Raw genomic sequence first — 24974 nt, 5'->3', positions numbered from 1 at the left:
CCCCGCGGGCAGATGGCGCGCAGGAAGCCCGGACTAATAAGATGGCATTGAAATCCCCCGCGTTTCGTAAAAAATTTCCGTTGCTCGTAACCGGCAGTTTGCTGGCGATGCAACCTCTGGCCACCCAGTACGTGGTTGCAGCTGAACAGTATGACTGTTCGGTGTCGGCAACAGGTTCCTGGGATTGCTCTCCGAAAACCACTGCAGCCCAGTTGCCTCCGCGCCCTGTGCACGACGCCAACAGCGTGTCGTCCAACAGCAGCACGGCGACCGAATCGACAATCACCACCGCAAGCGGTGAAGTCGTGCCCAAAACGATGCTGGTCACCGAGGCCAAGGGCCGTGGCCTGAAATCGCGTAGCGAAGACTACAGCCATCTCGACTGGGTTCCCCGCGAGAAGCTGACCGCCGCTCAACTGGCAGAGACTGGCCCCTACTGCTCCGGTGCCTACATCGAGCCGATTCGCCCGGGCATGGACGACAAGACGCCGAAAAGCGACGCGCCGACCTTCATCGGCGCCAAGGCTTCGCGTTATCAGCAGGATGAACAGATCGCGACCCTGGCCGGTGACGTCGTCATGCGCCAGGGCAGCATGCAGGTTCAGGCCGACGAGGCCAGCCTGCATCAGGCAGAAAACCGTGGTGAGCTGAACGGCGATGTCCGTCTGCGCGACAACGGCGCCCTGATCGTGGGTGACCATGCCGAAGTGCAGCTGGACACAGGCGAGGCGAAAGTCGACAACGCCGAATACGTGCTCCACAAATCCAACGTGCGTGGTAACGCGCTGTACGCCCGCCGTGCAGAAAACGCGATCATCCGCCTCAAGGACGGTACGTACACCACGTGCGAACCGAACAGCAACGCCTGGACGGTGAAGGGCAACAACATCACCCTGAACCCGGCCACCGGCTTCGGTACGGCGACCAACGCCACGCTGCGTGTGAAGGACATCCCGATCCTCTATACGCCGTACATCTATTTCCCGATCGACGACCGTCGTCAGTCCGGCTTCCTGCCACCGACCATCGGTGCCAGCAGCGACACTGGCTTCTCGTTGCTCACGCCTTACTACTTCAACCTGGCGCCGAACTACGACGCCACGTTGTACCCGACGTACATGGCCAAACGGGGTCTGTTGCTCGAAGGTGAGTTCCGCTACCTGACCAAAAGCAGCGAAGGTCAGTTCGGTGCTGCGTACCTGAACGACGATAACGATGATCGCAAGCAGGAGACCGATTACAAGGACACCCGCTGGATGATCAACTGGCAGAACCGAAGCGGTCTGGATGATCGTCTGCTGGCGACCGTCGATTACACCAAGGTCAGCGACCCTTACTACTTCAACGACCTGAAAAGCGGACAGGAAGGCGTCAACACCAACGATTATCTGAACCAGCAGGGCATGCTGACCTATCGTGGCGAGGGCTACACCGGTCGCCTGAACGTCCAGCAGTACCAGCTGACCAGCGTTTCACGCATCACGCCTTACGGCCGACTGCCGCAGCTGAAACTGGACGGCACCCTGCCGTTCCGTCCCGAAGGTCTGAAGTTCGACTACAGCACCGAGCTGGTCCGCTTCGATCGTGATCTGCACGACGGCAACTTCAGCGATGAAGACGGCAACGTCGAGCCACGTCTGGATAACAACGTTGCAGGTCTGGCGCGCGCCAATGGCGACCGTCTGAATCTGGCGCCGTCCATCAGCCTGCCGCTGACGTCCTCGTACGGCTTCCTGACGCCCAAGCTGAAATACGTCTACACCCAGTATGATCTGGACCTGGACAGCCAGGGCAAACAGGACCTGCTGACCAACCGTAACAACGCCTCGGTTCTGGGCGAGAGCTACGACAGCAACGTCAATCGCAGCGTGCCGATCTTCAGCGTCGACAGCGGCCTGTACTTCGACCGCAATACACAGTGGTTCGGCAAAGACTACCGCCAGACCCTCGAACCGCGCCTGTTCTATCTGTATGTGCCTTACAAGGATCAGAAGGACATCCCGGTATTCGACACTGCCGAGACCACCTTCAACTACAGCTCTCTGTTCCGCGACAACCGCTTCAGGGGCTCGGACCGTATCGGCGACGAGAACAAACTCTCGCTGGGTCTGACCAACCGCTGGATCGAAGACAATGGTTTCGAGCGCCAGCGCATCAGCGTGGGCCAGGCCCTGTACTTCAAGGACCGCAAGGTTCAGATGCCGGGCATCGCTTACCAGGATCGCAACGACGCGCAGGCCGATGTGTCGCCGTACGCGCTGGAATACGAATACCGCTTCAACCGCGACTGGCGTGCAACCTCGGATTTCAACTGGGATCCGGACAGCCACAGCACCCGTTCCGGCAGCGCGATGGTTCACTACCAGCCTGAAGACAACCCCGGCAAAATCATCAACGCCGGTTACCGCTACCGCAACGACCTGGTCCGTTACGACCAGAGCACCGGTCGCTGGCAAGTGGGCGGCGGCGATTACGGCACACCGGGTACTCCTGGCTACATCAAGGACTACTACAAGATCGAGCAGCACGACTTCTCGGTCATCTGGCCTGTCGTGCCGCAGTGGAGCGCAATCGGTCGCTGGCAGTATGACTACAACCGCAACCGTACCCTCGAAGCCTTTGGTGGTTTTGAATATGACAACTGCTGCTGGAAGCTGCGTCTGATCAACCGGTACTGGGTCGACTATGACGAGTCCACCCAAGAGATACCGCAGAACGAAAAAGGCGACCGCGGCATTTTCCTACAAATCGTGTTGAAGGGACTTGGCGGCGTAGTTGGCCAAAAAGTTGAAGGCTTCCTCGACAAAGGCATCCAAGGTTATCGTGAACGTGAAGAGCAAGCTTTCTGATTGTCTGCGCCCGCTGATGCTGGGCGCGTTACTCATCGGTTCCGTAGCGCACGCTGAAGTGCGCTCCATCGACAAGGTAGTTGCCATCGTCGACAACGACGTGGTCATGCAAAGCCAGCTCGACCAGCGCACCCGTGAAGTACAGCAAACCATCGCCAAGCGCGGCCAGGGCGTTCCGCCTGCCAGCGCGCTCGAGTCTCAGGTACTGGATCGTCTGATCCTTGAAAACCTGCAGCTTCAGATCGGTGAACGCTCCGGCATTCGCATTACCGATGAAGAGCTCAACCAGGCGGTAGGCACCATTGCCCAGCGCAACAACATGAGCATCGAGCAGTTCAAGGCAGCGCTGGCGCATGACGGTCTGTCGTACAACAGCGCGCGCGAGCAGATTCGCCGGGAAATGATCATCAGCCGGGTGCGTCAGCGCCGGGTTGCCGAGCGCATCCAGGTTTCGGAGCAGGAAGTGAAGAACTTTCTCGCGTCGGACCTTGGCAAGGCGCAGTTTTCCGAAGAATTCCACTTGGCGAACATCCTGATTCCTACACCTGACAGCGCGACTTCGGATCAAATCCAGGCCGCAGCCGTCAAGGCCAAGGACGTGTACGGCAAGCTGCAGCAAGGTGCGAACTTCGAGCAACTCGCCATTTCCACCTCGGCAAGCGAAAGCGCGCTGGACGGCGGTGACATGGGCTGGCGCAAGGCGGCACAGCTGCCGCCACCCTTCGGCGACATGCTGTCGTCGATGCGTCCGGGCGAAGTAACACCTCCTGCGCGCACGCCGGGCGGTTTCATCATCCTCAAGTTGCTGGAGAAACGCGGCGGCGAAAATCAGACCCAGATGCGCGATGAAGTCCACGTGCGTCACATCCTGATCAAGCCAAGCGAAATCCGCAGCGAGGCCGAAACTAAGTTGCTGGCACAGCGCATTTACGATCGCATTCAAAACGGCGAAGACTTCGGCGAACTGGCGAAGAGCTTTTCTGAAGATCCGGGCTCTGCGCTCAACGGTGGCGACATGAACTGGGTCGACCCGCGTTCGCTGGTTCCCGAGTTCCGTGACGTGATGAACGAGACCGCGCAGGGCGTGGTATCCAAGCCGTTCCAGACTCAGTTTGGCTGGCACGTACTGGAAGTCCTGGGCCGTCGTTCCACCGACAGCACCAATCAGGCGCGTGAGCAACAGGCGATGACGGTGTTGCGTAACCGTAAGTACGATGAAGAGCTGCAAACCTGGCTGCGTCAGATTCGCGACGAAGCCTACGTTGAAATCAAGCTGCCTGGCGCCGACCAGGCTGCCAAGTGAAACCCAAGCGTTTCGCCCTGACACCCGGCGAGCCTGCCGGCATCGGTCCTGACCTTTGCCTGCTGCTCGCCGCGCAGTCCCAGCCTTACCCCCTGATTGCCATCACCAGTTGCGACCTGCTCAATGAGCGGGCCGCGCAGCTGGGTGTGGCTGTCAGCCTGATTCCTGTCACGCCGGACGCCTGGCCTGACACCGCCGCGCCTGCGGGCAGCCTCTATGTGTGGGACACCCCGCTGCAGGCTCCCGTCATGACCGGGCAATTGAACAAAGCCAACGGCAGCTTCGTCCTCGAAACACTGACGCGTGCGGGCAATGGCTGCATGGCCGGGCACTTCGCAGGCATGATCACTGCGCCTGTCCACAAAGGCGTGATCAACGAAAGCGGCATCGCGTTTTCGGGCCACACCGAGTTTCTCGCCGAGCTTACCCAGACCGAACAAGTCGTGATGATGCTCGCCACCGGCGATCTGCGCGTGGCACTGGTGACCACTCACCTGCCCTTGCGCGACATCGCAGACGCCATCACCGAGGAACGTCTGGAGCGCGTCACCCGCATTCTGCATGCCGATCTGGTCAACAAGTTCGGCATCGCCCGCCCGCGTATTCTGGTCTGCGGACTCAATCCCCACGCGGGCGAAAGCGGTCATCTTGGCCGCGAAGAAATCGACATCATCGAACCTACTCTGGAGCGTCTGCGCAGCGAAGGCCTTGACTTGCGTGGCCCGCTGCCTGCCGACACTCTTTTCACCCCCAAATATCTGGAGCACTGCGATGCAGTGCTGGCGATGTACCACGACCAGGGTCTGCCCGTGCTGAAGTACAAAGGCTTCGGCGCCGCTGTCAATGTCACACTCGGCCTGCCGATCATCCGCACCTCTGTGGATCACGGCACTGCGCTGGATCTGGCAGGCACCGGCAAGATCGACACCGGCAGCCTCAAGGTCGCACTGGAAACCGCCTATCAGATGGCCGAGACCCGTACATGACTGAGCAATACCAACACAAGGCGCGCAAGCGCTTTGGCCAGAACTTCCTGCACGATGCCGGCGTGATCGACAAAATCCTGCGCTCCATTCGCGCCAAGGCAGAGGACCGCATGCTGGAAATCGGCCCGGGCCAGGGCGCCTTGACCGAAGGCCTGCTGAGCAGCGGTGCACAGCTGGACGTCGTTGAGCTGGACAAAGACCTGGTGCCGATTCTCATGCAGCAGTTCAGTGCCAAGCCGAACTTCAACCTTCATCAGGGCGACGCACTGAAGTTCGACTTCACCAGCCTCAATGCTGCGCCAAACAGTCTGCGGGTGGTGGGCAACCTGCCGTACAACATCTCCACTCCGCTGATTTTTCACCTGCTGCAGAATGCTCACCTGATCCGCGACATGCATTTCATGCTGCAGAAGGAAGTGGTCGAGCGTCTGGCCGCAGGCCCTGGCGGCGGTGACTGGGGTCGCCTGTCGATCATGGTTCAGTACCATTGCCGCGTTGAGCACCTGTTCAACGTCGGGCCCGGGGCGTTCAATCCGCCGCCGAAAGTCGACTCGGCGATCGTGCGCCTGGTGCCCCATGAGTCCCTGCCACACCCGGCCAAGGATCATCGCGTACTTGAACGCCTCGTCCGCGAAGCGTTCAACCAGCGCCGCAAAACCTTGCGCAATACCTTGAAGGCGCTGCTCACCAGTGAAGAAATCGCCGAAGCAGGCGTCGATGGCAGCTTGCGTCCCGAGCAGCTGGATCTGGCGGCGTTCGTGCGTCTGGCCGACAAACTGACCGACAAGCCTGTCGTCGGCTGATCGCGCAGGGCATGTACGGGCAGAGCACCAATTGGTTTTTTACCCGTCACATGTCCTAGACTGATTGTCTACCGGGCTCCTTCCGGCTTTTTCCGCTTTCGCTTTTAAGGCCTCTTGCATGTCTGATCCCCGTTATCAGGTCGACGTCAGCGTCGTCACCCGCTTCCTTGCCGAACAATCGCAGCCTGAGCAAAACCGCTTCGCTTTCGCCTACACCGTTACCGTGCACAATAGCGGCGAGATCGCGGCCAAGTTGCTGTCGCGTCACTGGGTCATCACCGACGGTGACGGCCATGTCGAAGAAGTTCGCGGCGAGGGCGTAGTCGGTCAACAGCCGCTGATTCAGGCCGGACAGAGCCATACCTACAGCAGCGGAACCGTCATGACCACGCAGGTGGGCAACATGCAGGGCAGCTACCAGATGCTGGCAGAAGACGGTAAACGCTTCGACGCCATCATTGCCCCGTTCCGGCTGGCGGTGCCGGGGGCCCTTCACTGATGGCGGTATACGCTGTTGGCGACTTGCAGGGTTGCCTGGATCCTCTGAAGTGCCTGCTTGAGCAAGTAAAGTTTGATCCGGCCAAAGACAAGCTGTGGCTGGTCGGCGATCTGGTCAACCGCGGCCCACAGTCGCTGGAAACCCTGCGTTTTCTCTACGCCATGCGTCAGTCGATCGTCTGCGTGCTCGGCAATCATGACCTGCACTTGCTGGCTGCCGGACGCAACATCGAGCGGCTCAAGAAAGCCGATACCCTGCGGGAGATCCTCGAGGCCCCGGATGCCAATGAACTGCTCGACTGGCTGCGTCAGCAGAAGCTCATGCACTACGACGCCGAACGGGATATCGCCTTGGTCCACGCAGGCATTCCGCCGCAATGGACGTTGAAGAAAGCGCTGCGTTGCGCCGAAGAAGTCGAAGAAGCCCTGCGCGACGACAATCTCTTCGAACCGTTTCTTGACGGCATGTACGGCAACGAGCCGGCCAAGTGGGACAAAGACCTGCACGGCGTGACGCGGTTGCGCGTCATCACCAACTACTTCACGCGAATGCGCTTCTGCACCAGCGACGGCAAGCTCGACCTCAAGAGCAAGGAAGGCCTGGACAGCGCGCCGACGGGTTACGCGCCATGGTTCAGCCACAAAGACCGCAAAACCAAGGGTTTGAATATCATTTTCGGTCACTGGGCGGCGCTTGAGGGACGATGTGACGAGCCGGGCGTTTACGCGTTGGACACCGGATGCGTATGGGGCGGTGCGATGACCCTGCTCAATGTCGATACCCGGACACTGATTCGTTGCGAATGCGACGACAGCGGTCATGTCGAGAAGCCATCGACCAGAGCGCCTTCCAGTGGCGACGAACAGCCGGCTCGGCAGTAGAATTCCCTTTTCGTTCTCAACCGGTTGAGAACCCGACGGCCCAGGAGCCCTATGCCATGACCGACTTCAAACGCATTCCGCCGGAGCAGGCCCAGGCCCTGCGCGAGCAAGGCGCTGTACTGGTCGATGTGCGCGACGCGCAGACATTCGCCAGCAACCACATTCCGGATTCGCACCATCTGGACAACCACTCCATCGCGGATTTCATCCGCGGCGCCGACCTGGACAAACCGTTGGTCGTCGTCTGCTATCACGGCAACTCCAGCCAGAGCGCAGCGGCCTATCTTGTAGGTCAGGGCTTCTCCGAGGTCTACAGCATGGATGGTGGTTTCGAGCTGTGGAAAAACACTTTTCCGACTGAAACCGCGCAAGGCTGATCGAAAAATATTTTTTCGAGGCGCTATCCCGCGTGCTACGCGGGCTCGCGCCCCCATCTGACGAACGGTCCGCCTCTGTTCACACGCATTCCTTCTTTCTGTGTGCGAATCCGAACTATCCTTAGCCTCAGGCCATCCGAATCAGGGGAGAGCCGGTACACCGGCGCGTGGGTCATCGGTAGCTACTTTTATGGTGTTTGGGGGGTAAATGGCCGCTGAGTAATCAGTTGCCAGCCAGCATCGACTGACGATCCGCCGCCGGCTCCACGTATCGAGCGAGGTGACGTCATGAGTATTTTTAGCCACTTCCAACAACGCTTTGAATCGACACGCCAGGAAGAGCTCTCGCTACAGGAGTACTTGGAGCTCTGCAAAACCGATCGCAGTGCATACGCCTCAGCCGCAGAACGTCTTCTGATGGCCATCGGCGAGCCTGAGTTGTTCGACACATCGACCAACTCCAGGCTGTCCAGAATCTTCTCCAACAAGGTCATTCGGCGCTATCCGGCGTTCGAGGATTTCCATGGCATGGAGGACTGCATCGAGCAAATCGTCTCGTACTTCCGCCACGCTGCCCAAGGCCTGGAAGAGAAGAAACAGATCCTTTACCTGCTCGGCCCTGTAGGCGGCGGCAAGTCGTCCCTGGCTGAAAAACTCAAACAGCTTGTTGAAAAAATACCTTTCTACGCCATCAAGGGCTCCCCGGTTTTCGAATCGCCTTTGGGCCTGTTCAAACCCACCGAAGACGGGACGATCCTCGAAGAGGACTACGGCATCCCGCGCAGATACCTCAACACCATCATGTCGCCATGGGCGACTAAACGTCTGGCCGAGTTCGGCGGCGACATCAGCCAGTTCAAGGTAGTGAAACTCTATCCATCGATCCTCAATCAGATCGCCGTTGCCAAGACCGAGCCGGGCGACGAGAACAACCAGGACATCTCTGCACTGGTCGGTAAAGTCGACATTCGCAAACTCGAGGAATACCCACAGAACGACGCCGACGCTTACAGCTACTCTGGCGCGCTGTGCCGGGCCAACCAGGGCCTGATGGAATTCGTGGAGATGTTCAAGGCGCCGATCAAAGTCTTGCACCCTCTGCTCACCGCTACTCAGGAAGGTAACTACAACAGTACCGAAGGCCTGGGCGCGATTCCTTTCACCGGTATTTTGCTGGCCCACTCCAACGAATCGGAATGGCACAGCTTCCGCAACAACAAGAACAACGAAGCCTTCATCGACCGGATCTACATCGTGAAGGTGCCTTACTGCCTGCGGGTCAGCGACGAGATCAAGATTTACGACAAATTGCTGTTCAACAGCTCCCTGGCCAAAGCGCACTGCGCGCCCGACACGTTGAAAATGCTGGCGCAGTTCACCGTGTTGTCACGACTCAAAGAGCCCGAAAACTCGAATATCTATTCGAAGATGAGGGTCTACGACGGCGAAAACCTGAAGGACACCGATCCGAAAGCCAAGTCGATTCAGGAGTACCGCGACAGCGCGGGTGTGGACGAAGGCATGAATGGCCTGTCGACGCGTTTCGCTTTCAAGATTCTGTCGAAGGTCTTCAACTTCGATCCGCATGAAGTCGCCGCGAACCCGGTCCATCTGCTTTATGTGCTGGAGCAGCAGATCGAGCAGGAACAATTCCAGGCTGAAACCCGCGAGCGCTACCTGCGGTTCATCAAGGAATACCTCGCGCCGCGTTACATCGAGTTCATCGGCAAAGAGATCCAAACCGCTTACCTGGAATCGTATAGCGAATACGGTCAGAACATCTTCGATCGCTACGTGCTGTACGCGGACTTCTGGATTCAGGATCAGGAATACCGGGATCCCGAAACGGGCGAAATCCTCAACCGCGTTGCCCTCAACGAGGAGCTGGAGAAGATCGAGAAACCGGCTGGCATCAGCAATCCGAAGGATTTCCGAAACGAGATCGTCAACTTCGTGTTGCGTGCCCGCGCCAATAACAATGGCAAGAATCCGACCTGGCTCAGCTACGAGAAGCTGCGCGTGGTGATCGAGAAGAAAATGTTCTCCAACACCGAGGACCTGCTGCCGGTTATCAGCTTCAACGCCAAAGCAAGTAAAGAGGACCAACAGAAACACAACGACTTTGTTACCCGCATGGTCGAGCGCGGTTACACCGACAAACAGGTACGACTGCTGTCCGAGTGGTATCTGCGTGTCCGGAAGTCCCAGTAACGCAGCGGTAAGCTACAAGCTTCAAGCGGCAAGCTGAACGGGGCAGCCCTCGAGTTCGACCCGTTTAGCTTGCGGCTTGCAGCTGTTTTCTACTTGCAGCTGCCCGGAGGGCTCCAGATGAGCTATGTGATCGACCGACGTCTCAATGGCAAGAACAAGAGCACGGTAAATCGGCAGCGCTTTCTGCGTCGTTACCGTGACCACATCAAAAAAGCAGTAGAAGAAGCAGTCAGCCGCCGCTCGATAACCGATATGGAGCATGGCGAGCAGATCAGTATTCCGGGGCGCGATATCGACGAACCGGTGCTTCACCATGGCCGCGGCGGCAAGCAGACCGTCGTCCATCCCGGCAACAAGGAATTCACCACTGGCGAGCATATTGCCCGGCCGCAGGGCGGTGGCGGTGGCAAAGGGCCTGGCAAGGCGAGCAACTCCGGCGAAGGCATGGATGAGTTCGTGTTTCAGATCACCCAGGAAGAATTCCTCGAGTTCATGTTCGAAGACCTCGAACTTCCCAACCTGGTCAAACGCAACCTGACCGGAACCGACACGTTCAAGACAGTGCGTGCCGGCATCAGCAACGAGGGCAATCCCTCTCGTATCAACATCATTCGTACCTTGCGTTCGGCTCATGCCCGCCGCATCGCGCTGTCAGGCAGCAGCCGCGCCAAGCTCCGGGAAGTGCTGGCCGAACTCGAGCGTCTCAAGCGCGAAGAACCAGACAACTTCGGCGACATTCAGGAATTGGAAGTCGAAGCCCAGCGCTTGCAGGCGCGCATCAAGCGTGTGCCTTATCTGGACACCTTCGACCTCAAATACAACCTGCTGGTCAAGCAGCCCAACCCGAGCTCCAAGGCGGTCATGTTTTGCCTGATGGACGTCTCGGGGTCGATGACTCAAGCCACCAAAGATATCGCCAAGCGTTTCTTCATCCTGCTGTACCTGTTTCTCAAACGGAATTACGACAAGATCGAAGTGGTGTTTATCCGCCATCACACCAGCGCCCGCGAGGTCGACGAGGAAGAGTTTTTCTATTCGCGTGAAACCGGCGGCACCATCGTGTCCAGCGCATTGAAGTTGATGCAGGAGATCATGGCCGAGCGCTACCCGACCAACGAGTGGAACATCTACGCCGCCCAGGCTTCTGACGGAGACAACTGGAACGATGACTCCCCCATCTGCCGCGATATTCTGATCAAGCAGATCATGCCGTTCGTGCAGTACTACACTTACGTCGAAATTACCCCGCGCGAGCATCAGGCGCTGTGGTTCGAATACGAGCGCATCGGCGAAGCGTTTGCCGACACGTTCGCCCAGCAACAGCTGGTCTCTGCCGGTGATATCTATCCGGTATTCCGTGAACTCTTCCAGCGCAGGTTAGTGACATGACCGCTAGAGAGCAGAAGCGCCAACCCCTTTCCACGGGTTCCGAGTGGACATTCGAACTGATCCAGGCGTACGACCGGGAAATCAGCCGCATCGCCGAGCGTTACGCCCTGGATACCTATCCCAACCAGATCGAGGTGATCACCGCCGAGCAGATGATGGACGCCTATGCGTCGGTCGGCATGCCGCTGGGCTATCACCATTGGTCCTACGGCAAACACTTCCTGAGCACGGAGAAATCCTACTCGCGCGGCCAGATGGGTCTGGCGTACGAGATCGTCATTAACTCCGATCCTTGCATCGCATATCTGATGGAAGAAAACACCATCTGCATGCAGGCATTGGTCGTCGCGCACGCATGCTACGGCCATAACAGCTTCTTCAAGGGCAACTATCTGTTCCGGACCTGGACAGATGCCAGCTCCATCATCGATTACCTGGTGTTCGCCAAGCAGTACATCATGCAATGCGAGGAGCGCCACGGTATCGATGCCGTGGAGGATCTGCTCGACTCCTGTCACGCCCTGATGAACTACGGCGTCGATCGCTACAAGCGCCCCTATCCGATTTCGGCTGAAGAGGAACGTCGCCGACAAAAAGACCGCGAAGAGCACCTGCAAAAGCAGATCAATGATCTGTGGCGCACCATTCCCAAGAGCGCCAGCAAGAACGACAAGGAAGACAACGCGCGCTTCCCTGCAGAACCCCAGGAAAACATCCTTTACTTCATCGAAAAACATGCGCCACTGCTGGAGCCATGGCAGCGTGAAGTTGTGCGAATCGTGCGCAAGATCGCCCAGTATTTTTACCCGCAGCGTCAGACTCAAGTGATGAATGAAGGCTGGGCGACGTTCTGGCACTACACCTTGATGAATGATCTGTACGACGAAGGCCTGGTGACTGACGGATTCATGCTCGAGTTTCTGCAATCCCACACCAGCGTCGTGTTTCAGCCAGGCTTCGACAGTCCTTACTACAGCGGCATAAATCCCTACACTCTCGGGTTTGCCATGTATCAGGACATTCGGCGGATGTGCGAGCACCCTACCGAGGAGGACCGTCGCTGGTTCCCGGAACTGGCAGGTACCGACTGGCTGACTGCGGTGAAGTTTGCGATGAGCAGCTTCAAGGATGAGAGCTTCATCCTGCAGTACTTGTCGCCCAAGGTGATCCGGGATTTGAAACTGTTCAGCATTCTGGACGACGATCAGAAGGACGATTTACTTGTCCCGGCCATTCACGACGAGACCGGCTACCGAATCATTCGAGAAACCCTGGCCGCTCAGTACAACTTGGGCAACCGCGAACCCAACGTGCAGATCTACAGCATCGACCGTCGCGGTGATCGCTCACTGACCCTGCGCCATCAGCAACATGACCGTAAACCGCTGGGCGACTCCACCGACGAAGTGCTCAAGCATCTGCATCGCTTGTGGGGCTTTGATATTCATCTGGAAACGCTGCAGGGCGATCAGATCATGAAGACTCATCACGTACCGCCCAGAAGCGAACACGCTGACGGTGAATATCCCAGGCTCGACCTGGCCGTCGTACACCTTTAGGCGATAACGCTTTTTCCACCTCCGCAGGCGCAACTTAAGGTTTATCCTGTCGCGCTTACGGAGGTTTTTTATGCAGATCTATAAAGTCGGCGGCGCGGTTCGTGATCGCCTGCTTGGTAAACCGGTTGCCGACACCGATTGGGTAGTGGTGGGCGCGACCGCAGATGAAATGCTGATCAAGGGTTATCGTCCGATCGGTACAGACTTTCCGGTCTTCCTGCACCCGCTGACCGGCGAGGAATACGCACTGGCCCGTACCGAACGCAAGACCGGGCGCGGCTATGGCGGCTTTGTTTTTCATGCCGATCCCGAGGTCACGCTTGAAGAAGACCTTATCCGCCGCGACCTCACCATCAACGCCATTGCCGAAGACAAAGAGGGTCATCTCACCGACCCCTATCACGGCCAGCGGGACCTTGAAGCGCGGATATTGCGCCACGTATCGCCGGCGTTCGCCGAAGATCCTCTCCGAGTGCTTCGTGTGGCGCGTTTTGCTGCCCGCTATGCTCCCGATGGCTTCACCATAGCGCCGGAAACCCTTGAACTGATGCGACAGCTGAGCGCATCCGGAGAACTTGAGTCTCTGACACCCGAGCGCAGCTGGAAGGAAATTTCCCGGGCGCTGATGGAGCGCGAGCCGCAGGTGTTCATCGAGGTGCTGCGTGAATGCGGAGCATTGAAAGTGCTGATGCCAGAGGTCGATGCACTGTTTGGCGTGCCTCAGCCGGAAGCTCATCACCCCGAAGTCGACACAGGGTTGCATGTGCTCAGCGTGCTGCATCAGGCATCGCTGTATCACCAGCCGCTCAGTGTCCGCTGGGCTTGCCTGCTCCATGACGTGGGCAAAGCGCTGACGCCGGAGGAAGAATGGCCTCGCCACATCGCCCATGAACAGAAAGGCCTGAAGTCGATCAAAGCCGTGAATCTGCGCTTCAAGGTGCCGAAGGAGTGTCAGGAACTGGCATTGCTGGTCGGCCAGTATCACACCCACGGGCACCGCGCGCTGGAGCTCAAACCCTCGACATTGCTGGATCTGTTGCAGAGCTTCGACGTGTATCGCCGGCCTCAGCGCTTTGAAGAGTTTGTTGTCGCCTGCGAGATGGACGCACGCGGTCGCAAAGGGTTTGAGGATCGCAGTTATCCACAGGCCGAATATTTGCGCGGAGCTGCCGAAGCCGCCCGCCAGGTGGCGGTCCAGCCGTTGCTGGATAAAGGATACCAAGGGCAGGAACTGGGCGAGGCGCTCAAGCGCGAGCGGCTGGATACGCTGAAGGTGTACAAGGCGTCGTATCAGGCTTGAAGCGAATGCGATTCCTGTAGGAGCCATCCAGATTTGCAAGGGTCGCGATGCGGTGTGTCAGTTACACCGCAATCGCGAGCACGCTCACTTCTACAGGTCGTCAGTCCGCAAAAGAGAATCCGGCGTCAGCTGCTGACCCCGCCACTCAAAGCCCACCGGCCAGAGCTTCTGATCAATCTGCGCGTCCTGCCAGAGTTGAGAAAACGCGATGCCGACACCCGGGTGCAGACGCTCAGGGGCGATCAGCGAAAGAGGCCATAGCACGAACGCATTCTTCAGAATTTCGGCACGGGGCAAGACCAGGCCATCGAAATTGCCAACGTGTTCGTCATAGAGCAGCACATCGATGTCCAGCGGCAGCCCTTTACGATCCGGGGCATAACGGCCGTTATCGGCTTCGATGAATTTCAGCCGGCGATCCAGCTCGATCACGGGCAGATCGGTCAGCGCCGACACCACAAGATTGAAAAAAGGGCCGCTCTTGATGCCGACCGGATGGCTTTCGAACACTGGCGAGCAGCTCATATCGGTCAGAAATCCCGCAAGCGCGTCAAGCCCTGCGCACAGATGTTGCTCGCGGTCGATATTGCTGCCCAGGCCCAGGAAAATCCGTGTCAGCGACATCCGCGCTCGATCTCCACACCCACGCCTTTGGCCGCTGGCACGGCTCCCGGCTTGGTCAGTTTGAGGTGCAACCAGGGAATATTGAACTCGCCCATCAACACCTCGGCCAGGCGTTCGGCAAACGTTTCGACCAGCTCAAAGCTGGACGCTTCGGCAAAGGCCTGAATGCGTGCGGACACGCTGGCGTAGTCGAGCGCTTTGCTCAGGTCATCATCCGCCGCGGCAGGCCGATTGTCCCAGGCAAAACTCAGGTCCAGACGCAGGACCTGGCGAATGCCACGTTCCCAATCGTAGGCGCCGATCACCGTATCGACCTCCAGACCCTCAATGAAAACTCTGTCCAAGCCTCTCTCTCCGTTGCACGACAAGGGCGCGATGCGCCGTTAGAATCAAGGCATCCCCGCCCGGAATGGTTAGCATGTTTTGGTCATTGGCGATCCTCGCCTACCTGCTCGGCTCACTGTCCTTTGCCATCCTGCTTAGCCGCATGACCGGCAAACCAGACCCGCGTGCCAGCGGCTCGGGCAACGCCGGCGCGACCAACATGCTGCGCCTGGCAGGCAAGAAGCTCGCTATCCTGACCCTGATCGGCGACGTCTGCAAAGGACTGATTCCGGTGCTGATCGCCAACTGGGCAGGGCTCGACCCTCGCCTGCAGGCCTGGATCGGCGTGTGCGCGGTGCTGGGCCACCTGTTCCCGCTCTATTTCCGCTTCCGGGGCGGCAAAGGCGTTGCCACTGCCGCCGGGATGTTGCTCGGCCTGTATCCGCCCGCTGCGTTACTGGCAATCGTTGCATGGCTGCTGACGTTCTACCTGACTCGCACCAGTTCCCTCGCATCGCTCATCGCAACGCCCCTGACCTTGCCGCTTCTGGCCTGGCAGGAACCCCACGCGCTGGTGCCGATGAGCGTTCTGACGCTGTTGATCATCTGGCGCCACCGGGGCAATTTACGCGACCTGTTTGCCGGGCGCGAACGGCATTTCTGAATCCCCAACATAAAAGAGGCTCATGCGAGCCTCTTTGCAGACCAGGATTGCCGTATTACAGCCCCGGCAATTGCTCCATCGGCCACCGCGCCTGCACGCTGATCGCCAGGCCTTCCTTCTGCCCGGCCTGCAAACGCTGGCAACCTGCGAACGCGATCATCGCGCCATTATCGGTACAGAACTCAGGCCGTGCGTAGTAAACATTGCCGCCCAAACCGCTCAACATCTGCTCAAGCGAATGCCGCAGCGCCTTGTTGGCACTCACGCCACCGGCGATCACCAGACGCTTGAGGCCAGTCTGTTTCAGCGCGCGTTTGCACTTGATCGTCAAAGTCTCCACCACCGCCTGTTGGAAGGCCAGCGAGATGTCGCAACGGGTTTGTTCGCCGTCGTCTCCAGCGCTCTGACACTGCTGCCAGGTATTGAGCGCGAAGGTTTTCAGGCCGCTGAAGCTGAAATCCAGGCCTGGACGATCGGTCATCGGGCGTGGAAAGACGAAGCGACCTTCGACGCCGCTTTGCGCCAGCCGGGAAATCTCAGGCCCGCCGGGATAATTGAGCCCCATCATTTTGGCGGTCTTGTCGAACGCCTCGCCGGCAGCATCGTCCAGCGTTTCGCCAAGCAGCTCGTAAAGACCGATTCCGTCGACACGCACCAGCTGCGTATGACCGCCGGAAACCAACAAAGCGACGAACGGAAACTCGGGCGGATGTTCTTCCAGCATCGGCGCCAGCAGATGGCCTTCCATGTGGTGCACGCCCAGCGCCGGAATGTCCCAGGCAAACGCCAGCGCCTGGGCACAGGAAGCCCCGACCAGCAGCGCGCCGACAAGCCCCGGGCCTGCCGTGTAGGCAATGGCATCGATCTCGGTCACGGCGCAGTCGGCCTCCGCCAGCACCTGACGAATCAAGGGCAGCATGCGTTTGACGTGATCGCGAGAAGCAAGCTCCGGCACCACGCCGCCATAGACGCGGTGCAGGTCGATCTGACTGAACAGTGCATCGGCGAGAAGCCCGCGCTCGCTGTCGTACAGCGCCACGCCGGTTTCATCGCAGGAGGTTTCCAATCCCAGTACTAACATGGGGTACGCCTTGTAGAGGCCAAATTCGAAGGCGCGCATAATAGTCGCCGCTCATGCCTGCGACCAGTGGTTTTCGATCAGAGGCTTTGCATTCCGCGCGGCGAGGGGTTAACATCCGCAACCCTTAAAAACCGACGTACTTAGTGCAAGCGTTGCACGAGGCGTTGACCCCGGTAATGAATGAAGGTAGCTCTGGATGCCAGCCGTCAAAGTTAAAGAGAACGAACCCTTCGACGTAGCTCTGCGTCGTTTCAAGCGCTCCTGCGAAAAAGCCGGTGTTCTGGCTGAAGTTCGTAGCCGCGAATTTTACGAGAAGCCGACTTCCGAGCGTAAGCGTAAAGCAGCTGCTGCTGTTAAGCGTCACGCCAAGAAAGTTCAGCGCGAACAGCGCCGCGCCGTTCGTCTGTATTAATACAGACGTCCGTCGCAAGCTTCTGCCTCGCCCGGCCCCAAAGCCGGGCTGCCGGCAGTTGCAGTTTTAGCCTCACGCTGTACAGACAGAGGCTGTCGAAGCCGCAGATGCGACCCAGACAAACCCCGTCGAACTCTTCCAGCCTGAACCAGGCCGCGTTGACCCGTCTACACTGACCACGCAACCGTCGTTACGCTTTGGATTCGCCACGATCTTTCTGGCGGGGCGCCTGATGATGAGAACGCCATGGCCGGACTGATTCCCCAAGGTTTTATTGACGACCTCCTGAACCGCACCGACATTGTCGATGTTGTCAGCTCGCGCGTTCAATTAAAGAAGACCGGCAAGAATTTCAGTGCCTGCTGTCCTTTCCACAAGGAAAAGACACCGTCGTTCAGTGTCAGCCCTGACAAACAGTTCTACTACTGCTTTGGCTGCGGCGCGGGCGGCAATGCCCTCGGCTTCATCATGGACCACGACAACCTGGAATTCCCTCAGGCGGTCGAGGACCTGGCGAAAGCGGCAGGCATGGAAGTGCCTCGCGAACAGGGCGTCAAAGGGCAAAAGCCCAGACAACCTACCGATTCGCCGCTTTACCCATTACTCACAGCCGCGGCCGAGTTTTACCGGGCTGCACTGAAAAGCCACCCGACGCGCAAGTCAGCGGTGGACTACCTGAAAGGCCGCGGCCTGTCAGGCGAGATTGCCCGCGATTTCGGTCTGGGTTTCGCACCGCCGGGCTGGGACAACCTCTACAAGCACCTGAGCAGCGACACCCTTCAGCAAAAGGCGATGATCGATGCCGGGCTGCTGATCGAAAACGCCGAAACCGGCAAACGGTATGACCGCTTCCGCGATCGGGTGATGTTCCCTATTCGCGATAGCCGTGGTCGGGTCATTGCCTTTGGCGGACGCGTGCTCGGCGACGACAAGCCAAAATACCTGAACTCTCCCGAAACACCGGTGTTTCATAAAGGACAGGAACTGTACGGCCTGTTCGAAGCCCGTAAACATAATCGGAATCTGGACGAGATCATCGTCGTCGAAGGCTACATGGATGTCATTGCCCTGGCCCAACAAGGCCTGCGCAATGCCGTGGCAACGCTGGGTACGGCGACCAGTGAAGAACATTTGAAGCGCCTGTTTCGTGTCGTGCCGAGTGTGCTGTTCTGCTTCGACGGCGACCAGGCCGGCCGCAATGCTGCATGGCGCGCGCTGGAAGCAACGTTGTCCAGCCTGCAAGACGGACGCCGGGCCCGATTTCTGTTTCTGCCGGAAGGCGAGGACCCGGACACACTGGTGCGGTCAGAAGGCACCGATGCGTTCAAGGCCAGGATCAACCAGCACGCGCAGCCACTGGCCGATTATTTTTTCGAGCAACTGACCAAGGAAGCCGACCCGCGCTCCCTGGAAGGCAAGGCGCACATGGTGACACTGGCCGCGCCGCTGATCGAAAAAGTGCCGGGCGCCAATCTGCGCGAACTGATGCGCCGTCGCCTGAAAGAAATTACAGGCCTGGACACTGCGGCCGTTAATCAGTTGGTGCAGAACGCACCGGCAGAAGCGCCGCCGGCGTACGACCCGGGTTTCGATTACGACTCGGTTCCCGATTACAGCGATTACCAGCCGCACGATGCGTACGAGCCACAACAGCAGGAATGGACGCCCAAATCACCGGGCGGCCAGCAGAAAAAATGGGACAAGAAGCCGTGGGACAAAGGCAAGAAGTGGGACAAGAACGGCAAGCGTCCCGATTTCGAGCCCCGCACCCCGCGCACGCCCGCAACCGTTGAGCCGCCGACACTGACAGCGCTCCGGACACTGCTTCATCACCCGGAACTGTCGGCCCGGGTGGCGAATGCGAGTAATTTTGCGGACGAAGAGAATGTGTACTCGCAGCTTCTGGTCGCTCTGATCGATGCGACACAGAAAAATCCGAAGCTGCGGTCCATGCAATTGATCGCGCGCTGGCATGGCACCGATCAAGGGCGATTATTACGACAACTGGCGGAAAAGGAATGGTTGATCTCGGCCGATAACCTTGAACAACAGTTTTTCGACACTATAACTAGTTTGTCCGCACGCCAACGCGAGCGACACCTGGACCAATTGATCAGAAAGGAACGGCAGTCAGGGCTCAGTGCTGAAGAAAAAGTTCAGCTGCTCAACCTGTTAAATCGCAATGTTCCTGCACAAACCCCGACCTCAACTGGCGCGTGAGGTCCTAGCTCGGGTATAATCCTCGGCTTGTTTTTTGCCCGCCAAGACCTTCAGTGGATAGGGTGTTATGTCCGGAAAAGCGCAACAGCAGTCTCGCCTCAAAGAGTTGATCAGCCGCGGTCGTGAGCAGGGTTACCTGACTTACGCGGAGGTCAACGACCACCTGCCGGAGGATATTTCAGATCCGGAACAGGTGGAAGACATCATCCGCATGATCAACGACATGGGGATCAACGTATTCGAGAGTGCTCCGGATGCGGACGCCCTTCTGTTGGCCGAAGCCGACACCGACGAAGCGGCCGCTGAAGAAGCAGCCGCAGCGTTGGCGGCAGTCGAAACCGATATCGGTCGCACAACCGACCCGGTGCGCATGTACATGCGTGAAATGGGTACGGTCGAGCTTCTGACGCGTGAAGGCGAAATCGAAATCGCCAAGCGTATCGAGGAAGGCATCCGTGAAGTGATGGGCGCCATCGCGCACTTCCCTGGCACGGTCGAGCATATTCTCTCTGAATACACTCGCGTTACCACCGAAGGTGGCCGCCTGTCTGACGTCCTGAGCGGTTACATCGACCCGGACGACGGCATTGCGCCGCCTGCCGAAGTGCCGCCGCCGCTCGACCAGAAAGCCGACAAGGCCGCCGACGTCGCGGACGACGATGAAGAAGAATCTGATGGTGACGACGAGGAAGAGGCCGAAAGCGGTCCCGATCCAGTCGTTGCAGCGCAGCGCTTCGGTGCCGTGTCGGATCAGATGGCGATCACGCTCAAGGCTCTGAAAAAGCATGGTCGTGGCAGCAAGCAGGCCAATGAAGAACTGTTGGCCCTCGCCGACCTGTTCATGCCGATCAAACTGGTTCCTAAACAGTTTGAAGGTCTGGTCGAGCGTGTCCGCAGCGCCCTGGAGCGTCTGCGTGCACAGGAACGCGCCATCATGCAGCTGTGTGTGCGTGATGCACGCATGCCGCGCGCCGACTTCCTTCGCCAGTTCCCAGGCAATGAAGTCGACCAGAGCTGGACCGACGCACTGGCCAAGGGCAAGAGCAAATATGCCGAAGCCATCGGTCGCCTGCAGGCCGACATTCAGCGTTGCCAGCAGAAGCTGACCGCGCTGGAAGAAGAAACCGGCCTGACCGTCCTCGAAATCAAGGACATCAACCGTCGCATGTCGATCGGCGAGGCCAAGGCCCGTCGTGCGAAGAAAGAGATGGTTGAGGCGAACCTGCGTCTGGTGATCTCGATCGCCAAAAAGTACACCAACCGGGGTCTGCAGTTCCTCGATCTGATTCAGGAAGGCAACATCGGCCTGATGAAGGCGGTGGACAAGTTCGAATACCGTCGTGGTTACAAGTTCTCGACTTATGCCACCTGGTGGATCCGTCAGGCGATCACTCGCTCGATCGCCGACCAGGCCCGCACCATCCGTATTCCGGTGCACATGATCGAGACGATCAACAAGCTCAACCGCATTTCCCGCCAGATGTTGCAGGAAATGGGTCGTGAACCGACGCCGGAAGAGCTGGGCGAGCGCATGGAAATGCCTGAGGACAAGATCCGCAAGGTATTGAAGATCGCGAAAGAGCCGATCTCCATGGAAACCCCGATCGGCGACGACGAAGACTCGCATCTGGGTGACTTCATCGAAGACTCGACCATGCAGTCGCCTATCGATGTCGCCACGGTTGAGAGCCTCAAGGAAGCCACTCGCGAAGTATTGTCGGGCCTCACCGCCCGCGAAGCGAAGGTCCTGCGCATGCGTTTCGGCATCGACATGAATACTGACCACACCCTTGAGGAAGTCGGTAAGCAGTTCGATGTAACCCGTGAGCGTATTCGTCAGATCGAAGCGAAAGCGCTGCGCAAGCTGCGTCACCCGACCCGAAGCGAACACCTGCGTTCGTTCCTGGACGAGTAAGCCTCGCGTCATAACAAGACCCCCGGCACTGCCGGGGGTTTTGCGTTTTAAGGAATAACATTCCGGCAGTGTGCCACCTTCGTTCGGCGCAGCTACACTCGTCCCATTCTCAACGGGATTACTGAGGCTGCCATGTTTTGGATGCCGGCCATTGTTTTCGTGTGTTTGGTGGGGACCACGTCAGCTGATGCCCAAGCTCTTTCCGCAGAGCAGGGTGCCTGGCAAGACACACGGGAAGCGCCAGGAAGGGCGGTAGAAGTCACGTCGCCAGCTTTTGAACATGTCTTGAGTGATGGAGCACTGCAGGAGCCGGCAATCGGTCATCTCTTTGCGGTAGAAGACAGTGCGCGCCTGGACGCCACGGGCTTGCAGCAGACAGACGCAACTGCATTGACGCCACCCTCCCCTTCGGAACCCGCCGAGCTTTGGCGTGAATTCCTCCTATTCGGTCTACCGGGGTTACTGCTGTTATCGACGGTGCTGGCCGTGGTCGTGCGCATCAACCGGCGCCTCAGTTCGGAAATTTCCAGACGCATTGCGCTCGAGCAAGAGCTCCGCAGCAGCGAGTATCACTACCGCGGCATGATCGAAAGTCTTTCAGCTATCGCGTGGGAGGCCAACACCCACGACTATTCCTACAACTACGTTTCGCCACACGCCGAGAATTTGCTGGGCTACCCACTGCATCAGTGGCTCAAGCCCGGTTTCTGGCGCAGCATCGTGCATCCTGATGACATCGACTACGCCCAGGCCTACTGCGAGCGCGCGATCACTCAGGGGAATGATCACAGCATCGATTACCGCGTCATGAGCGCCGAGGGCCGTGTGGTCTGGGTTCGTGACATCGTCAGCATGATCGCTTACGGCCGCGAGCCGGTGATGCGCGGGTTGATGATCGACATCAGCGAAGCCAAACAGACCGAAGAAGCGTTACGCCTGTCTGAAGGAAAATTCGCATCGGTGTTCGCGCAGTGCCCGGACATTCTGGTCATCGCACGTCTGTCCGACGGTTGTTTCCTTGAAGCCAACCGGGCATTCGTCGAGCAAATGGGGCTGTCGCCCGATCAGGTCGTCGGGCGCACACCGTCGGAGCTGGATATCTGGGGCATTCCCGACATCGGTCCGAGCCTGTTGCAGCGCTTGCAGAAAGGCAGCATTCGCAACCTGGAGATGCCCTTTCGTCGTCACGATGGCCGAACCTTCACAGGGCTGTTGTCCGCCGAACCGTTCGATCTGGATTCCACGCCCGCCGTCGTCCTCGTGGTGCGTGACATCACGCCGCTCAAGGAGGCGCAGCAACAGCTGCAGATGTCCGAGGAGAAATTTGCCAAGGCTTTCCATTCCTCGCCGGATGGCTTGCTGATCTCTCGACAAAGCGATGGCCTGCTCGTGGAAATCAACGACGGCTTCAGTCGCATCACCGGGTATCACAGCTCCCTCTCGCTCGACCGCACCACGCTGGACCTCGGCATCTGGGTCGATCTCAACGAGCGTCAGCAACTGCTGGAACAGATCAATCGCGACGGCTTCGTGAAGGATTTCACCAGCCACATCCGGCGCAGGGACGGTCAGATCCGGCTGTGCGAAATATCCTCACGACCGCTGCCCATTGGTGGCGAAGACTGCATGCTGACCATCGCGCGGGACATCACCGAGCGCCATCAGATGCAGGAAAAACTGCAACTGGCGGCCACTGTGTTCGAAAGTACGGCCGAAGGCGTTCTGATCACTGATACGCGCCAGCGCATCAACGCAGTGAACCGGGCTTTCAGCGAAATCACAGGTTACAGCGAGGGTGAAGCCATTGGCGAAACGCCTCGCTTGCTGGCTTCCGGCCTGCATGACAGCGCGTTCTACGCGGCCATGTGGTATCAGCTTACGGCCGAAGGCCACTGGCAGGGCGAGATCAGCAACCGCCGCAAGAACGGTGAAATCTATCCGAGCTGGCTGACCATCAGCGCCGTGCGCAATCGCGACAAATTCATCACGCACTTCGTCGCGGTGTTCGCCGATATCTCCAGCCTCAAACAAGCTCAGGCGCGGCTGGACTATCAGGCGCATCACGACCCTTTGACCGGCCTGCCCAACCGCACGCTGTTCGAAAGCCGCCTGCACGCGGCGCTCACTCACTGCAAGGAAGCCGGCAGCCTTGGCGCCGTGCTGTTTCTCGACCTTGACCGGTTCAAGCACATCAACGACAGCCTCGGACACCCGGTCGGCGACTTGCTCCTCAAAGGGATTGCGCAACGCCTGAAGGAAAACCTGCGCGACATCGACACCGTGGCGCGTCTGGGTGGCGACGAATTCATCATCCTGCTGCCAGGCTTGCAAGCCGCCAGCGACGCCGAGGCCATCGCGACGAAACTGCTGAACAGCTTCTCCGCGCCTTTCCAGGCAGGCGAACATGAGTTTTTCATCAGCACCAGTATCGGCACGGCAATGTTCCCGAGCGACGGCGCCGACGTCCCCACGCTGATCAAAAATGCTGACGCGGCGATGTACCGCTCGAAAGCCAAAGGGCGAAACCGTGTCGAGAGCTATACGCGCGACCTGACGGCACAGGCCAGTGAGCGCATCGCACTGGAGCACGAGCTGCGCCGCGCCATAGAACGCGACGAGTTGACCTTGTCCTACCAGCCAAAGATCAGCCTTCTTACGCAGCGGCTGGTCGGCGCAGAAGCGTTGATCCGCTGGAGCCACCCGACATTCGGAGAAGTCCCACCGGAGCGATTCATTCCTCTGGCAGAGGAAAACGGCATGATCCTGCAGATCGGCGAGTGGGTGCTGGAGAAAGCCTGTCAGCAGATGCATCAGTGGAATCAGCTGTACGACGTGTTCGGTCCGCTGTCGGTGAACCTCGCCGGCGCTCAGTTGCGTCAGCCTAATCTGGTCAACCGCATCGAGCAGTTGCTGACCGAATACAGCCTGCAGCCAGGCTGCCTGCAATTGGAGATCACCGAAAACTTCATCATGACCCAGACCGAGGAGGCGCTGTCGGTGCTGCATCGCCTGAAAAAACTCGGCGTTCAGCTGGCGATCGATGACTTTGGGACAGGCTACTCGTCGCTCAGTTACCTCAAACGGCTGCCGCTGGACATCCTCAAAATCGACCAGTCGTTCGTTCGCGGGCTACCTGACGATCAACACGATGCCGCCATCGTGCGGGCCATCATCGCGCTGGGCCGCAGCATGCAGCTGACGGTCATCGCCGAGGGCGTGGAGAACCTCGAACAGCAGCAATTCCTCGCCGACGAAGGCTGCGAACAGATTCAGGGCTACATCGTCAGCCTGCCGCTGCGTCCAGAGGAATTTTGCGCGACGTTTCTTCGTATGACAGTTTCGGACTTTTCGGATAGCACAGCACGGAAACCGTCGTTATAATCCGCCGCCTGACTGAGGGCCTATAGCTCAGTTGGTTAGAGCAGAGGACTCATAATCCTTTGGTCCACGGTTCGAGTCCGTGTGGGCCCACCACCTTCAAAAGCCGCGCTTTGCGCGGCTTTTTTATTGCCGAGGAAGCCATCGACCCTGATCACTCGCAGGATGCGGAAATACCGAATTTTCAAAAGGAAGAGGG

The 24974-nt window shown here is 58.7% G+C and carries 18 protein-coding genes, 1 tRNA gene and 1 pseudogene; 17 read left to right on the top strand and 3 right to left on the bottom strand.

The annotated features are described in order from the left end of the window. The first annotated feature begins 41 nt into the window (after positions 1–41). From BMZ10_RS24850 to BMZ10_RS24800, 11 genes are all read left to right on the top strand, one after another. A complete protein-coding gene (locus BMZ10_RS24850) occupies positions 42–2849 on the top strand; it encodes an LPS-assembly protein LptD (RefSeq protein WP_093468689.1) in 2808 nt (935 codons plus the stop codon). After that, the gene (locus tag BMZ10_RS24845) at positions 2830–4152 is read left to right on the top strand and encodes a peptidylprolyl isomerase (RefSeq protein WP_177182218.1); all 1323 of its coding nucleotides are present in this window, start codon (positions 2830–2832) and stop codon (positions 4150–4152) included. The genes BMZ10_RS24850 and BMZ10_RS24845 overlap by 20 nt, the downstream gene beginning before the upstream one ends. Beyond that, positions 4149–5138, top strand: coding sequence for a 4-hydroxythreonine-4-phosphate dehydrogenase PdxA (gene pdxA, locus BMZ10_RS24840; RefSeq protein WP_093468686.1), 990 nt, complete (start codon positions 4149–4151; stop codon positions 5136–5138). The genes BMZ10_RS24845 and pdxA overlap by 4 nt, the downstream gene beginning before the upstream one ends. Next, a complete protein-coding gene (gene rsmA, locus BMZ10_RS24835) occupies positions 5135–5941 on the top strand; it encodes a 16S rRNA (adenine(1518)-N(6)/adenine(1519)-N(6))-dimethyltransferase RsmA (RefSeq protein WP_093468683.1) in 807 nt (268 codons plus the stop codon). The genes pdxA and rsmA overlap by 4 nt, the downstream gene beginning before the upstream one ends. A gap of 118 nt (positions 5942–6059) precedes the next feature. Then, a complete protein-coding gene (gene apaG / locus BMZ10_RS24830) occupies positions 6060–6440 on the top strand; it encodes a Co2+/Mg2+ efflux protein ApaG (protein ID WP_093468680.1) in 381 nt (126 codons plus the stop codon). Then, complete coding sequence (locus BMZ10_RS24825; RefSeq protein ID WP_093468677.1) at positions 6440–7321, top strand: symmetrical bis(5'-nucleosyl)-tetraphosphatase; 882 nt, start codon at positions 6440–6442, stop codon at positions 7319–7321. Before apaG ends, BMZ10_RS24825 begins: the two co-directional genes overlap by 1 nt. Before the next feature lie 56 nt (positions 7322–7377). Continuing rightward, positions 7378–7698: a thiosulfate sulfurtransferase GlpE gene (gene glpE, locus BMZ10_RS24820; protein ID WP_093468674.1), complete on the top strand. Its 321-nt coding sequence runs from the start codon at positions 7378–7380 to the stop codon at positions 7696–7698. Between the two features lie 288 nt (positions 7699–7986). Continuing rightward, positions 7987–9909 (top strand): PrkA family serine protein kinase, encoded by a 1923-nt coding sequence (locus tag BMZ10_RS24815; RefSeq protein ID WP_062385212.1) that lies wholly within the window; start codon positions 7987–7989, stop codon positions 9907–9909. A gap of 117 nt (positions 9910–10026) precedes the next feature. Further along, positions 10027–11298 (top strand): YeaH/YhbH family protein, encoded by a 1272-nt coding sequence (locus BMZ10_RS24810; protein WP_093468671.1) that lies wholly within the window; start codon positions 10027–10029, stop codon positions 11296–11298. After that, positions 11295–12857, top strand: coding sequence for a SpoVR family protein (locus BMZ10_RS24805; RefSeq protein ID WP_093468669.1), 1563 nt, complete (start codon positions 11295–11297; stop codon positions 12855–12857). The genes BMZ10_RS24810 and BMZ10_RS24805 overlap by 4 nt, the downstream gene beginning before the upstream one ends. A gap of 70 nt (positions 12858–12927) precedes the next feature. Beyond that, positions 12928–14157, top strand: coding sequence for a multifunctional CCA addition/repair protein (locus BMZ10_RS24800; protein ID WP_093468667.1), 1230 nt, complete (start codon positions 12928–12930; stop codon positions 14155–14157). Positions 14158–14247: 90 nt separating this feature from the next. Here BMZ10_RS24800 and folK read toward each other — a convergent pair whose 3' ends face one another. Continuing rightward, positions 14248–14781, bottom strand: coding sequence for a 2-amino-4-hydroxy-6-hydroxymethyldihydropteridine diphosphokinase (folK, locus tag BMZ10_RS24795; protein ID WP_093468664.1), 534 nt, complete (start codon positions 14779–14781; stop codon positions 14248–14250). Then, complete coding sequence (gene folB, locus BMZ10_RS24790; RefSeq protein WP_093468661.1) at positions 14772–15125, bottom strand: dihydroneopterin aldolase; 354 nt, start codon at positions 15123–15125, stop codon at positions 14772–14774. The genes folK and folB overlap by 10 nt, the downstream gene beginning before the upstream one ends. A 74-nt stretch (positions 15126–15199) precedes the next feature. Between folB and plsY the strand changes: the two genes are divergently transcribed. Further along, the gene (plsY, locus tag BMZ10_RS24785; protein WP_177182217.1) at positions 15200–15769 is read left to right on the top strand and encodes a glycerol-3-phosphate 1-O-acyltransferase PlsY; all 570 of its coding nucleotides are present in this window, start codon (positions 15200–15202) and stop codon (positions 15767–15769) included. 55 nt (positions 15770–15824) lie between these two features. Here the strand turns inward: plsY and tsaD are convergent, their stop codons facing one another. Continuing rightward, positions 15825–16850, bottom strand: coding sequence for a tRNA (adenosine(37)-N6)-threonylcarbamoyltransferase complex transferase subunit TsaD (tsaD, locus tag BMZ10_RS24780; protein ID WP_093468830.1), 1026 nt, complete (start codon positions 16848–16850; stop codon positions 15825–15827). Positions 16851–17046: 196 nt separating this feature from the next. Between tsaD and rpsU the strand changes: the two genes are divergently transcribed. The 5 genes and pseudogenes from rpsU to BMZ10_RS24755 all read left to right on the top strand — a co-directional run bounded on the left by rpsU (position 17047) and on the right by BMZ10_RS24755 (position 24871). Next, the gene (rpsU, locus tag BMZ10_RS24775) at positions 17047–17262 is read left to right on the top strand and encodes a 30S ribosomal protein S21 (protein WP_002551877.1); all 216 of its coding nucleotides are present in this window, start codon (positions 17047–17049) and stop codon (positions 17260–17262) included. A 246-nt stretch (positions 17263–17508) separates the two neighbouring features. Beyond that, positions 17509–19482 (top strand): DNA primase, encoded by a 1974-nt coding sequence (gene dnaG / locus BMZ10_RS24770; RefSeq protein ID WP_093468656.1) that lies wholly within the window; start codon positions 17509–17511, stop codon positions 19480–19482. Between the two features lie 67 nt (positions 19483–19549). Beyond that, positions 19550–21397 carry an RNA polymerase sigma factor RpoD gene (gene rpoD, locus BMZ10_RS24765; RefSeq protein ID WP_093468653.1) on the top strand — a complete coding sequence of 616 codons (1848 nt, stop codon included), beginning with the start codon at positions 19550–19552 and terminating at the stop codon, positions 21395–21397. A 438-nt stretch (positions 21398–21835) separates the two neighbouring features. After that, positions 21836–24778, top strand: a pseudogene (locus BMZ10_RS24760) (EAL domain-containing protein); the annotation flags it as partial. A 16-nt stretch (positions 24779–24794) separates the two neighbouring features. Beyond that, positions 24795–24871, top strand: a tRNA-Ile gene (locus BMZ10_RS24755). The last annotated feature ends 103 nt before the right edge of the window (positions 24872–24974 follow it).

Source organism: Pseudomonas sp. NFR16, assembly GCF_900108875.1.
Taxonomy (GTDB): Bacteria; Pseudomonadota; Gammaproteobacteria; order Pseudomonadales; family Pseudomonadaceae; genus Aquipseudomonas.
This window is presented reverse-complemented; position numbering and strand designations above follow the sequence as displayed.